Below are 13,714 nucleotides of genomic sequence, written 5' to 3' on the forward strand. Positions count from 1 at the left end.
ATTCCACCACGTCAGAGCACGACGTTGACCAGCCGACCCGGCACCACGATGACGCGCTTCGGCACCGCGCCCTGCGCGTGGGTTGCGAAGGCTTCGCTGGCCAGCACGATCTTCTCGATCTCCTGCTTCGACGCACCCGTGGGTACGCTCACCGCGCCACGCAGCTTGCCGTTGATCTGCAACATCAATTCGACCTCGTCTTGCGCCAGTGCCGCCACGTCGACGGCCGGCCAGGGCGCATCGAGCAAGTCGCCGAATTGCTGGTCGTAACCGAGCGCCAGCCAGAGCTGGTGCGTGATGTGCGGCGTTGCCGGATACAGGCAGCGCAGCAGGATGCCGAAGCCTTCGCGCACCGCCGCGGAGTCACCGGCGCTGCCGTCGGGCTTGAAGGCGTCCAGTGCGTTCAGGAGCTTCATCGCGCCCGACACCACCGTGTTGTACTGCATGCGCTGGTAGTCGTAGTCGACCTGACGCAATACGCTGTGCACCTCGCGACGCAGCAACTGCGCGCTCTTGCCGAAGGCGGGGGCAGCGCCCTTGCCTGCAGCCGATGCAGCCAGCGCGACGCCGAAATTCCACACGCGCCGCAAGAAGCGCGAACTGCCTTCGACCGCCGCGTCGTTCCACTCCAGCGTCGCCTCGGGCGGCGCGGTGAACATCGTGTACAGGCGAGCCGTGTCGGCGCCGTACTTCTCGATCAGGTCTTGCGGGTCGACGCCGTTGCGCTCGCTTTTGCCCATCTTGCCGACACCGCCGTATTCGACCTTGCGACCACCGGCCACCGTGCCGCCGACGATGCGGCCCGCGGCATCGAGCGTCGGCGTCACCTCGAGCGGCGGGTGGTAGTGCTTGCCGCCCTTGTCGTCGCGGTGGTAGTAGATGTGGTTGAGCACCATGCCCTGCGTCAGCAGCTTGGCGAAGGGCTCGTCGATGGTCACCAGGCCAAGGTCGCGCATGACCTTGGTCCAGAAGCGGGCGTAGAGCAAATGCAGGATGGCGTGTTCGATGCCGCCGATGTACTGGTCCATCGGCATCCAGTACGCCGCGCCTTCGCCGACCATAGCCTGGTCGTTCTTGGGGTCGCAGTAGCGCATGAAGTACCAGGATGAATCCACGAAGGTGTCCATCGTGTCGGTCTCGCGCCGAGCAGGCTTGCCGCACACGGGGCAGACGACGCCGGCGTGGAAACCTTCGTGCTTGATCAGAGGGTTGCCGGAGCCGTCGGGCACGCAGTCGGTCGGCAAGATGACGGGCAGATCCTTCTCGGGCACCGGCACCGCGCCGTGCTCGTCGCAGTGGATGATGGGGATCGGCGTGCCCCAATAGCGCTGGCGGCTCACGCCCCAGTCACGCAGCCGCCATGTCGTCTGCAGTTCACCCAGGCCTTTGTGCTGCAGCGCATGAGCCACCGCAGCCACCGCCTCCTTGAACGGCATGCCGCTGAAGTTGTCGGAATTGATGGTCACGCCGCGCTGCTTGTCGGCGTACCAATCCTGCCACTTGTGATAGTCGAAGTGCGGCTCGTCGTCGACCAGCACCACCTGGATGATCTCGATGCCGTATTTGTTGGCAAAGGCGAAATCGCGCTCGTCATGTGCCGGCACGCCCATCACCGCGCCATCGCCGTAACCGATCAGCACGTAGTTGCCGACCCACACCGGGATCGGCTCGTCGGTGATCGGGTGCATCACGACCATGCCGGTGTCGACGCCCTTCTTCTCCTGCGTCGCGAGTTCGGCCTCGGTGGTGCCACCGCCCTTGACTTCCTCGATGAAGGCCGCGACTTTCGGATTCGTCTTCGCGGCGTGCAGCGCCAGCGGATGCTCCGGCGCGACGGCGCAGAAGGTCACGCCCATGATGGTGTCGGCGCGCGTCGTGAAGACGTACATGCGGCCGTCCTGGATCAATTGGCCGCTGCCATCCTCGATACCGTGAGGGAAGGCGAAGCGCACGCCTTCGCTCTTGCCGATCCAGTTCTCCTGCATCGTCTTCACGCGCTCGGGCCAGCCCGGCAGCTTGTGTTGGGTGTGCTCGAGCAGCTCAGGCGCGTAAGCGCTGATCTTCAGGTAGTAGCCGGGGATTTCACGCTTTTCGACGGTTGCACCAGTGCGCCAGCCCTTGCCGTCGATCACCTGTTCATTGGCCAGCACGGTCTGGTCGACCGGGTCCCAGTTGACGACCTGGGTCTTGCGATAAGCGATGCCTTTTTCGAGCATCTTCAGGAAGAGCCACTGGTTCCACTTGTAATAGCTCGGGTCGCAGGTGGCGATCTCGCGGCTCCAGTCGATCGCCAGTCCCATCGCCTGCAGCTGGCTGCGCATGTAGTCGATGTTTTCGTGGGTCCACCTAGCTGGCGGCACACCGTTCTTGATGGCGGCGTTTTCCGCGGGCAGGCCGAAAGCGTCCCAGCCCATCGGCATCAACACGTTGTAGCCGCACATGCGCAGGTAGCGCACCAGCATGTCGTTGATCGTGTAGTTGCGCACATGGCCCATGTGCAGCTTGCCGCTCGGGTAGGGCAGCATCGAGCAGGCGTAATATTTCTTACGCTTCGCGTCTTCGATGACGCGGTAGGCGTCGACAGCGGTCCACTGGGCCTGGGCGGCCGACTCGACGTCGCTGGGTTTGTAGCTGGGGTTCATGGCAATTCGGCAGGAGCCCGGCACCGGGCGGCCGGGGGAAGGCGGATTATCGCGGGTGGCAGCACGTTGGCGCCTCCGCCATGCGGCCAGCCCCGTTTTCGCGTGCCACAATGATTTCGACCCCGCGCAAAACGCGACCCGCGCGTTGTCCGGTGTCTTTTGGGAAGCCCGCTGACCGATGGCCCTGCTGCCCGATTCAGAAATCAACGCGCTGATGCGCGCCGAACACGGCGACCCGTTCGCGGTGCTCGGCCCGCACGAAACCAGCGCCGGCCTCACGATCCGGGCACTGCTGCCCGGCGCCCGCTCGGTGACGGCCGTGCACGCGCGCTCGGGCGACCCGCTCGCGGTGCTGGCCCGGCATGGCGATACCGATCTTTTTTCGGCGCTGGTGCCCGCTGCGCCGGCCCGACTCGGCTACCTCTTTCAGGTCGACTGGGGTGGTCACACATCGGAGCTCGACGACCCCTACCGTTTTGGCCCCGTGCTGGGCGAGACCGATGTCTGGCTGCTGGCCGAAGGCACGCATCTGCGGCCTTACGAGCAGCTCGGTGCGCACTTGCGGGAGGTCGACGGCGTGCGCGGCGTCGCCTTTGCGGTGTGGGCGCCGCACGCGCGCCGCGTATCGGTGGTGGGCGACTTTAACCAGTGGGATGCACGCCGTCACATGATGCGGCTCAGACGCGAGTGCGGTGTCTGGGAAATGTTCGCGCCGCACCTGATGGCGGGCGACAGCTACCAGTTCGAGCTGCTCTTCGCCGATGGCACGGTGCAGCGCAAGGCCGATCCGTTTGCGTTCTCTGCGCAGTTGCGCCCGCATACGGCCTGCGTGGTGCGGCCGCTGCCTGCTGCTGTGTCGATGCCCAAAGGCCGCGCCGAAGCCAACCAGCGCGATGCGCCCATCAGCATTTATGAAGTGCACCTGGGCTCATGGCGTCGCAACCACGGTGAGTGGCTCAACTACCGCGAACTGGCCGAAACGCTGGTGCCGTATACACGCGACCTGGGTTTCACGCACCTCGAATTGCTGCCCGTCAGCGAGCATCCGTTCGATGGCTCGTGGGGCTATCAGCCGGTCGGCCTGTATGCGCCGACGTCGCGCTTCGGCACGCCGGAGGACTTTCGCTTTCTGGTGGCAGCCGCGCACGAAGCGGGGCTCGGCGTCATCCTCGACTGGGTGCCAGCGCACTTTCCGACGGACGCGCACGGCCTTGGCAATTTCGACGGCACGCCCCTGTACGAGTACGCCGACCCGCGAGAGGGCTTCCACAACGACTGGAAGACGCTGATCTTCAATTACGCGCGCCCCGAGGTTCGCAACTACCTGGTCGGCAACGCGTTGTATTGGCTGGAACGCTACGGTGTCGATGGTCTGCGCGTCGATGCGGTGGCGTCGATGCTGTATCGCGACTACAGCCGCGAGCCGGGTCAGTGGGTGCCGAATGCTCACGGCGGTCGCGAGAACCTCGAAGCCATCGAGTTCCTGCGCCGCATGAACCGCGTACTCGGTGTCGAGCGGCCGGGCGCAGTGACGATCGCCGAAGAGTCGACGAGCTTCCCCGGTGTGACACGTCCGCCCTCCGAAGACGGCCACAGCGGCGGGCTCGGCTTCCACTACAAATGGAACATGGGCTGGATGAACGACACGCTGGCCTATGCCGGCACCGACTCGCTGCACCGAAAGCACCACCATCAGAAGATCACGTTCGGCCTGATGTACGCGCACTCCGAGAATTTCGTGCTGCCGCTGTCGCACGACGAAGTGGTGCACGGCAAGGGCTCGATGATCGGCCGCATGCCGGGCGACGAATGGCAGAAGTTCGCTGGCCTGCGCAACCTCTACGGCTACCTCTGGGCGTACCCCGGCAAGAAGCTGCTCTTCATGGGCGGCGAATTTGCACAGATCGCCGAGTGGAACGCCGACCAGAGCCTCGACTGGCACCTGCTCGACCGCGCGCCGCATCAAGGGGTGCAGCGCCTGGTGCGCGATCTCAACAACGTGTACCGGCACTTTCCCGCACTGCACGAACTCGACAACGAAGGGCCGGGCTTCGAATGGATCGTGCACGACGACGCCGACCAGTCGGTCTTCGCCTTCATCCGCCGCGCCCGCGATGGCACCTTCGTCATCGTGGTGTGCAACTTCACGCCGGTGGTGCGACGTGGCTATCGCCTCGGCGTGCCCGTCGCCGGCGCCTATCGCGAGATCCTGAACACCGACAGCACGGCGTACGGCGGCAGCGGTGTCGGCAACGGCACGGTCTGGAGCGAGCTGGTGCGGTGGCATGGCAAGGAGCATTCGGTCGCCGTGGATGTGCCGCCGCTGGGGACGTTGATGTGGGTGCTGGTTTGAATCGACACGACAAGATGAAGACAGCACGATGAACACAGGCCACCCCTACCCCCTGGGCGCCACGCCAACCCCGCAAGGCGTCAACTTCGCCCTCGTCGCGCCTAACGCGACCAAGGTCGAGTTGTGCCTGTTCGACAGCTCCGGCAAGCACGAGCAACAGCGTCTCGCGCTGCCCGCCTGCACCGATGGCGTATGGCACGGGCAGCTCCCGAGCGGCCGGGCGGGCTTGATCTACGGCTACCGGGTGCACGGTCCGTGGTCGCCCAGAGACGGGCACCGCTTCAATCCGGCCAAGGTGTTGCTCGACCCCTACGCGCGCGCCATCAACGGTCGCTACGGTGGTAAAGAAATCTTCGCTGGCCACGATGCCAGAGACGCGACGCAGCCTGATCGCCGCGACAACGCATCGGTGGCACTCAAAGCGTGCGTGGCAGCGCCGCTGCCTACCGCGCCAGCCGGTCGCGCCCGCATCGCGGCCAGCGAACGCGTGCTTTACGAAGCGCACGTGCGCGGCCATACGCGTCTGCACCCCTCTGTGCCCGAAGCACTGCGCGGCAGCTACGCGGGACTGGCGCAGCCGGCGGTGCTCGATCACCTGCAGCGACTCGGCGTCACCACGCTGAGCCTGATGCCGGTGCAGCACCGTGCCGACGAGCAGCGGCTGCTCGGCATGGGGCTCAGCAACTACTGGGGCTACAACACCATCGGCTGGTTCGCCCCGGAGCTGCGCTACTGGAGCGGCCAGGTCGGCACCACGCCGGCGAGCGAGTTCCGCGCGATGGCCGACGCGGTGCATGCGCGCGGCATGGAACTGGTGATCGACGTGGTCTACAACCACAGCGCCGAAACCGATGAACTCGGCCCGACACTGTCGATGCGCGGCATCGACAACGCGCTGTACTACCACCTGCGCCCGGACGATCGCGCGCTATACGAGAACTGGACCGGCTGCGGCAACTGCCTGAAGCTCGACGAACCCCGCGTCGTGCAGCTCGTGATGGACAGCCTGCGCTACTGGGTCACCGAGTTCGGCGTCGATGGCTTTCGGTTCGATCTGGCGCCGGTGCTCGGCCGCGATGCGGTGACCGGTTTCGACCGGCGCGCGCCCTTTTTCGCCGCGGTAGCGCAAGACCCTGTCTTGTCGCGTGTGCTGCTGATCGCCGAGCCCTGGGACATCGGACCCGGTGGCTACCAGCTCGGCGCCTTTCCTTCCGGCTGGCTCGAATGGAACGACCGTTACCGCGACACCCAGCGCGGCTTTTGGGTACGACAGGGTCGCGACGGCAGCGCGGGCCTCGGTGACTTCGCGCACCGTTTCACCGCATCGAGCGAGCAGTTTCGCCATGACGCGCGGGCACCGACCGCGAGCGTGAACTTCGTGACGGCGCACGACGGCTTCACGCTGCGCGACGTGGTCAGCTACGACGAGCGCCACAACCTCGCCAATGGCGAGAGCAACCGCGACGGCACGAGCCACAACATGAGCCGCAACTGCGGTGTCGAAGGGCCGAGCGACGACCCGGCAGTGCAGGCCGAACGCACGCGCCTGCAGCGGGTATTGCTGGCAACACTGCTGCTCTCGCAAGGCACGCCCATGCTGCTGGCTGGCGACGACCTCGGCCACACGCAACAAGGCAACAACAACGCCTACTGCCAGGACAGCGAGCTGACCTGGCTCGACTGGGCCGCAGCCGATGCGTCGCTTGCGCCCTTCATCGCGCGGCTCACGGCATTGCGCCGCGAGTCGCCGGCGCTGCGCAACGCGCATTGGTGGCTTGCCGGCGATGCCGCTTCTGCGGGTGTCCATTGGTTGCGCCCGGATGCCCAACCAATGACAGCTGCAGACTGGCAAGGCACGGCCCTTGCAATCCGGTTCGATCCACTCCCGGGTGCCGCCGCCGGCGAAGGGATGCGGCTCGTGCTGGTGAATTCAGGCGCCGCGCCCGTCGACTTCCGGTTGCCCGAGGGCACCTGGCGTGGCTGCCTCGCTACCGACCCGGCGCAAGACGAATCCGTCGCATCGCAGCCGTTGCCGGCAAGCGTCCGTGTGGCACCTGCGAGTCTGTGGATTGCAAGAACGTAGGAGCCATGCGCGCGTGCCGGTGCTAGGCTGGAATCGAGGCAAGGATCTGGACAAGAACTGCAGACGAACGAACCAACAAAGACAGACGGAGACACACCATGGACCAACCCACGCCAGTCACTCTCGAGGCGCACCAGCTCGTGCGCCGCACCATCGCCCTCGTGCTTGCCGGCGGCCGCGGCTCGCGGCTGAAGCAGCTCACCGACCGGCGCGCCAAGCCGGCCGTGTACTTCGGCGGCAAGTTCCGAATCATCGATTTCGCGCTGTCGAATTGCCTTAACTCCGGTATCCGGCGCATGGCGGTGGTCACGCAATACAAGTCGCATTCACTGATGCGTCACTTGCAACGCGGCTGGAGCTTCTTGCGGGCCGAACTCAACGAGATGGTCGATGTGCTGCCTGCGCAGCAGCGCGTGGGTGACGAGCACTGGTATCGCGGCACGGCCGACGCGGTGTTCCAGAACCTCGACATCCTCCAGACCCGGTCGACGAAGCACGACTACGTGGTGGTCCTGGCCGGTGATCACATCTACAAGATGGATTATTCGATCATGGTCAAGGACCATGCCGAGCGCGGCCTGGGCTGCACCGTCGGCTGCATCGAAGTGCCGCGGATGGAGGCCACGGCTTTCGGCGTGATGGCGATCAACGAAGACCGCACCATCACCGCATTCCTCGAAAAGCCTGCGGACCCGCCCGCGATGCCCGGCAACCCGGATGTCGCGCTGGCCAGCATGGGCATCTACGTGTTCGACTCGCAGTACCTCTACCAACTGCTCGAAGAAGACAACCTCGATCCGGATTCGGATCACGACTTCGGCAAGGACATCATTCCCCGGGCGGTGGCCGAAGGGCGCGCACTCGCGCATCCGTTCGGCATGTCGTGCGTAACGCGCGGGCCACGCGGACCCGGCGCCAAGGCTTACTGGCGTGACGTGGGCACGATTGATGCATTCTGGGCGGCCAACCTCGATCTGGCTTCCATCACTCCCGAGCTCGACATCTATGACACCGACTGGCCCATCTGGACCTACCAGAGGCAACTGCCGCCGGCCAAGTTCGTTCTTGACCGCGACGGCAAGAACGGCATGACCTTCAACACCATCGTGTCGGGCGGTTGCATCGTTTCGGGCTCCTCCGTCAGCAATTCGGTGCTGTTCTCGGGCGTACGTATTCATTCGTTCTGCGACATCACCGAGGCCGTGCTGCTGCCCGACGTAGAGATCGGACGCGGGGCGCGCCTTAAAAAAGTGGTGATCGACCGCGGCTGCACGATCCCCGACGACATGGTCATCGGCGAAGACCCGGCCGCCGACGCAGCACGCTTCGAGCGCACCGAGGCCGGCGTGACACTGGTCACCCGCGAGATGCTCAAGCGTCTCGAAATCTGAGCGCCGATGCGAATTCTCCAGGTCAGCGCCGAACTTTTTCCCCTCCTCAAGACCGGTGGCCTGGCCGACGTGGCCGGCGCGTTGCCGATCGCGCTCGCAGCTGCCGGGCAGGAGGTGCGCGTGTTGCTGCCTGGCTTTCCAGCCATCCTTGCAGGCGTTGTCGACCTGGCGCCCGTAGCCGAATTGCGGGCGCCGCGGGGCGACACCAGCCGCTTGCTGTTCGGCCGCATTCAAACAACTGGCGCACCCGATGTTCCTGCCTACGTCATCGATGCGCCTGCGTTGTACGACCGGCCGGGCAACCCTTACGAAAACGCCGATCGCCAGCCCTACGACGACAACCACCGCCGTTTCGCGTTGCTCGGCTGGGCCGGCGCGCAATTGGCCCAAGGGCTCGATACGGCCTGGCAGCCGCAGGTGGTGCACGCCCATGACTGGCACGCCGGCCTCGTACCCGCGTACCTGGCCTTTGCCCAGCGGCCAGCCGGACCGCGCGTCGGCAGTGTCTTCACCGTGCACAACCTGGCCTACCAGGGCGTTTTCGCGCCGTGGCATTTCGCCGACCTCGGCCTGCCAGGTCCGGCATTCCAGGTGAACGGGCTCGAGTATCACGGCCAGTTGTCTTTCATGAAAAGCGGGCTGTACTACGCCGACCGCCTCACCACCGTCAGCCCGACCTACGCCCGCGAGATCCAGACGTCCGAGCAGGGCTTCGGCCTCGATGGCTTGCTGCGCGCGCGCAACGGCGTGCTCACCGGCATCCTCAACGCGGTCGACGACCAGGTCTGGAACCCGGCCAACGACACACTGCTGGCCGACCGCTTTGAAGCTCGGCGCATGGCCGGAAAGGCGCTCAGCAAAGCAGCACTGCAGCGACAGCTCGGCCTTTCCGAATTGCCCGATGCCCCGCTCTTCATCGTGGTCAGCCGACTGACAGAACAGAAAGGACTGCACCTCGTGCTGAGCGGTCTCGATGCGCTGCTCGAACAGGGCGGCCAGCTGGCGCTCCTCGGTGGCGGTGACGCCTGGCTCGAAGATGCGTTTCGCCATCGCGCTGTCGCCATGCCGCAGTCGGTGAGCGTGACCATCGGGTACAACGAGTCGCTGGCACACCAGCTCTTCGGCGCCGGCGACGTGACGCTGGTGCCCTCGCTTTTCGAACCCTGCGGCCTCACGCAGATGTACGGACTCAAGTATGGTTGCCTGCCGCTGGTGCGCCGCGTTGGCGGATTGGCCGATACAGTGGTCGACACCACACTCGAGGACATGGCGGACGGCGAGGCCACCGGCTTTGTCTTCGACCGCTTCGAGCCCGGCGACTACGCGCGCGCCATGCGTCGTGCCTTCGCCCTGTACCGGCGTCCGACGGATTGGAAACGCGTTCGCGCCACCGCCATGCGCCGCCCTGTCGACTGGGCAACCGCCGCCGCGCAATACATCGCGGTCTATCAACAGGCCATCGCCTGACGGCTTCCAAGCCCCCTCACAACCTCTGCGAACACTTTATGACCACAACGACGCCCACGACCGCAGCGACACCTATCAAAACTTTCGAATACGACCATCCCGATCGTGACGTCGCCGCTTTCAAACGCGCTGTTGCGAACAAACTGATCTACGCGGTCGGCAAAGACCCAGTCGCGGCCAGCCAGGACGACTGGCTCAACGCTACCGCGTTGGCCGTGCGAGACCAACTGGTCGAACGCTGGATGACCACGACCCGTGCGCAGTACCAGCAAGACGTGAAGCGCGTGTACTACCTCTCGATGGAGTTTTTGATCGGGCGCACGTTCACGAACGCGCTGCTGGCGGTCGACCTCTACGACACCGTGCGCGAAGCGCTGGCCGACTTCGGCGTCGACATGTCGGCGCTGGCCGAACGCGAGCCCGATGCGGCGCTCGGCAACGGTGGCCTCGGCCGCCTGGCCGCGTGTTTTCTCGACTCGATGGCGACGCTCGGCGTTCCCGGCATGGGCTACGGCATTCGCTACGAATACGGCATGTTCCGCCAGCGCATCGTCGACGGCCAGCAAGTGGAGACGCCCGACTACTGGCTCACACGCGGCAACCCGTGGGAGTTCCAGCGGCCCGAGGTCAACTACCGCGTGCGCTTCGGCGGCCATGTGCAAAAGCGTGAGGGCAACAACGCGCCCTACGGCGCTGCCGACTGGGTCGACACGCACGACGTGCTGGCCGTGGCCTACGACACCATCATTCCCGGCTACGGCACGCAAGCGACAAACACGCTGCGCCTGTGGTCGGCCCGTGCCACCGAAGAGATCGACCTGTCTGCCTTCAACAAGGGCAACTACATGGTCGCGGTCGAGAGCAAGAACCAGTCGGAGAACGTTTCTCGCGTGCTGTACCCCGATGACTCGACAACGTCGGGCCGCGAGCTGCGGCTGCATCAGGAGTACTTTTTCTGCAGCGCCAGCGTGCAGGACTTGCTGCGCCGCTATCTGCGCAACCACACCACCTTCGACCAGCTGGGCGACAAAGTCAGCATCCACCTGAACGACACGCACCCAGTGCTCGCGGTGCCCGAGATGATGCGGTTGCTGCTCGACGAGCACAACCTCGACTGGGACACGGCATGGGCTGCCACGCAAAAGGTCTTCAGCTACACCAACCACACGCTGATGCACGAGGCGCTGGAGACCTGGCCGGTCGAGATGATGGGTCGCATCCTGCCGCGACATCTTCAGATCATCTATGACATGAACGCGAAGTTTCTCGCGACCGTGACGCAGAAGGTCGGCAACGATGTCGAGCTGCTTCGCCGCTTGTCGCTGGTCGACGAGTCGGGCGAGCGGCGCGTGCGCATGGCGTACGTCGCGGTGCTGGCGAGCCACTCGATCAACGGCGTGTCGGGCCTGCATTCGGAGCTGATGAAGCAATCGATTTTTGCCGACTTCAACCGCATCTTTCCGGAGCGCTTCAACAACAAGACCAACGGCGTGACGCCGCGGCGCTGGCTGGCGCAGGCGAATCCGTCGCTCGCCGCACTGCTCGACCAGCGCATCGGCAAGGGCTGGCGCCGCGACCTGATGCAGCTCGAAGCGTTGAAGCCGATGGCGGCACAACCCGCCTTCGCACGTGCGTTCCGGCATGCAAAGCGCGAGAACAAGTTGCGCCTGGCCAACTGGATCGAGCAGCACATGGGCGTGGTGATCGACACCGACGCAATGTTCGACGTACAGGTCAAACGCATCCACGAATACAAGCGCCAGTTGCTTAACGTGCTGCACGTCATCACGCGCTACCAGCGCATCCTCGACGCGCACGCGGCGGGCGGACCGATCGACATCGTGCCGCGCGTGGTGGTGTTCGCGGGCAAGGCGGCGTCGGCCTATGTAGTTGCCAAGATGGTGATTCGGCTCATCAACGACGTGGCAGCAGTCATCAACAACGACCCACGCGTCGGCAAGTTGCTGAAGGTCGTTTTCTTGCCAAACTACAGCGTGAGCCTGGCCGAGATCATCATGCCGGCGGCCGATTTGTCAGAGCAGATTTCAACCGCCGGCACCGAGGCTTCGGGCACCGGCAACATGAAGTTCGCGCTCAACGGCGCACTGACCATCGGCACGCTCGACGGCGCCAATGTCGAGATGCGCGACAACGTCGGCGCAGAGAACATTTTCATCTTCGGCAACACCACGCCGGAGGTTGCGGACATCCGCTTGCATGGCTACCAGCCGCGCGACATCTACGGCGCCAACCCCGAGTTACAGCGCGTGCTGGACGCGGTGCGCGACGGCGCGTTCTCTCCCGGCGAGCCTTCGCGCTACCAAGGCATCTACGACTCATTGGTGAACTGGGGCGACCACTATCTGCTCTTGGCCGACTACGCCAGCTACATCGAGGCGCAAGGCAAGGTCGATGCGCTGTACCGCGATGCGGATGCGTGGACGCGGATGGCGATCCTTAACGTGGCGGGCATGGGCGCGTTTTCGTCGGACCGGACCATTGCCGAATACGCGCACGACATCTGGCATACGAAGCCGGTGGTGCTTTGAACGTCTGAGCCTCCGCGTGCCATCGGCCCTTGAGGCCGATGGCTTCGCGTCAGCGCGCGGGCTGCGTTGGCGCTTCGGTCACGAAGCCGATGCGGCTCAAGCCCGCCTTGTTCGCGATGCCCATGAGCTCGACGATCTTGCCGTACGGAACCGTATGGTCGGCACGCAGTTGCACCTCGGTGTCGCGGCTGTTGGCGGCGGCTTTTTGCAAGCGACTCGCGAGTTCGTCATCGCTCACCGCCTGGTCGTTCAAGAACACCTTGCCGGCCGCGTCGACCGACAGACTCACGAACTTGGGCGTGTCGTTCGGTTGGCCGGCATCGGTTTGCGGCAGATCGAGCTTGATCGAACTGGCCATCAGCGGCGCGGTGATGATGAAGATCACCAACAGCACGAGCATGACATCGACCAGCGGCGTCACGTTGATGTCGGAGAGCGGACGTTGCCCGCCGGTGCCACCGTGGCTGCTTCCGAGCGAAATGCGACCAAAGGCCATTTGCGTATTCCGCGGGTCAGGCGACAGGCATCGGCCGCGCCGGCGGCAACGTTTCGTCGCGCCGGGCTACCACGCCGCCAAAGGTGCCGAGCAGGTCGTGCGCAAAGCCTTCGAGCTCGGCCTCGATGCGGCCGATCACACGACCGAACACGTTGTAGGCCAGCACGGCCGGGATCGCCACCGCGAGGCCGAAAGCCGTCATCACCAGCGCCTCGCCGACCGGACCCGCCACCTTGTCGATCGTGAAGCCACCGGTCTGCCCAGCAATACCGGACAGCGCCCGGTAGATGCCCCAGACGGTGCCGAGCAGGCCGACGAAGGGCGCCGTGGCGCCGACGGTCGCCAGCAGGATCTGGCCCGACTGCAGTCGGCGAAGCGAACCATGCAGTGCGTCGCGCAGCACGCGTGTGAGCCGCTGCGACCGATCACCAGCCGCGCCGAGCGTAGTGCTGCTCGTTGCAGTCGCAACAGCCAGGTTTTTGACAGCCGTTACCGCAGGCAACACCAGCGCCGTACGATCGAGCGACTTGAGGTTCTGCTCTGCCTCGGCCAGCGTGGTGGCCTGCCAGAACGCGGCGATGCTACGCAGCACGCTGCGGGTGCCGCTGCGCAACAACCAGGCTTTCAGCAGGATAACGACCCAGCTCGACACCGACATCGCGAGCAACAGCGCCGCCACCGCGCGGCTGACGCCATCGCCCTGGGTCAGCAGCTCGAGAACGCTCACCCGATG

Annotated in this window: 8 protein-coding genes; 5 read left to right on the forward strand and 3 right to left on the reverse strand. The window is 65.1% G+C overall.

From position 1 onward, the window contains the following. Positions 1-11: 11 nt before the first annotated feature. Positions 12-2,642 carry a leucine--tRNA ligase gene (gene leuS / locus QN397_RS11855; RefSeq protein ID WP_323497826.1) on the reverse strand — a complete coding sequence of 877 codons (2,631 nt, stop codon included), beginning with the start codon at positions 2,640-2,642 and terminating at the stop codon, positions 12-14. A 178-nt stretch (positions 2,643-2,820) separates the two neighbouring features. Here leuS and glgB point away from each other — a divergent pair, with 178 nt between their 5' ends. The 5 genes from glgB to QN397_RS11880 all read left to right on the forward strand — a co-directional run bounded on the left by glgB (position 2,821) and on the right by QN397_RS11880 (position 12,485). Continuing rightward, positions 2,821-4,995 carry a 1,4-alpha-glucan branching protein GlgB gene (gene glgB, locus QN397_RS11860; RefSeq protein WP_323497827.1) on the forward strand — a complete coding sequence of 725 codons (2,175 nt, stop codon included), beginning with the start codon at positions 2,821-2,823 and terminating at the stop codon, positions 4,993-4,995. A gap of 28 nt (positions 4,996-5,023) precedes the next feature. Further along, on the forward strand, positions 5,024-7,078 hold the full coding sequence (gene glgX, locus QN397_RS11865) for a glycogen debranching protein GlgX (RefSeq protein ID WP_323497828.1): 2,055 nt from the start codon (positions 5,024-5,026) through the stop codon (positions 7,076-7,078). 98 nt (positions 7,079-7,176) lie between these two features. Beyond that, positions 7,177-8,469 carry a glucose-1-phosphate adenylyltransferase gene (gene glgC / locus QN397_RS11870; protein ID WP_323497829.1) on the forward strand — a complete coding sequence of 431 codons (1,293 nt, stop codon included), beginning with the start codon at positions 7,177-7,179 and terminating at the stop codon, positions 8,467-8,469. A 6-nt stretch (positions 8,470-8,475) separates the two neighbouring features. Next, positions 8,476-9,936, forward strand: a complete 1,461-nt coding sequence (gene glgA / locus QN397_RS11875; protein WP_323500960.1) for a glycogen synthase GlgA — start codon at positions 8,476-8,478, stop codon at positions 9,934-9,936. Between the two features lie 38 nt (positions 9,937-9,974). Then, a complete protein-coding gene (locus QN397_RS11880) occupies positions 9,975-12,485 on the forward strand; it encodes a glycogen/starch/alpha-glucan phosphorylase (protein ID WP_323497831.1) in 2,511 nt (836 codons plus the stop codon). A gap of 49 nt (positions 12,486-12,534) precedes the next feature. Here the strand turns inward: QN397_RS11880 and QN397_RS11885 are convergent, their stop codons facing one another. Then, on the reverse strand, positions 12,535-12,981 hold the full coding sequence (locus QN397_RS11885) for a biopolymer transporter ExbD (RefSeq protein WP_323497832.1): 447 nt from the start codon (positions 12,979-12,981) through the stop codon (positions 12,535-12,537). Positions 12,982-12,997: 16 nt separating this feature from the next. Next, a complete protein-coding gene (locus tag QN397_RS11890; protein ID WP_323497833.1) occupies positions 12,998-13,708 on the reverse strand; it encodes a MotA/TolQ/ExbB proton channel family protein in 711 nt (236 codons plus the stop codon). Positions 13,709-13,714 lie beyond the last annotated feature (6 nt).

Source organism: Variovorax sp. RTB1, assembly GCF_035018765.1.
Lineage (GTDB): Bacteria > Pseudomonadota > Gammaproteobacteria > Burkholderiales > Burkholderiaceae_C > Variovorax.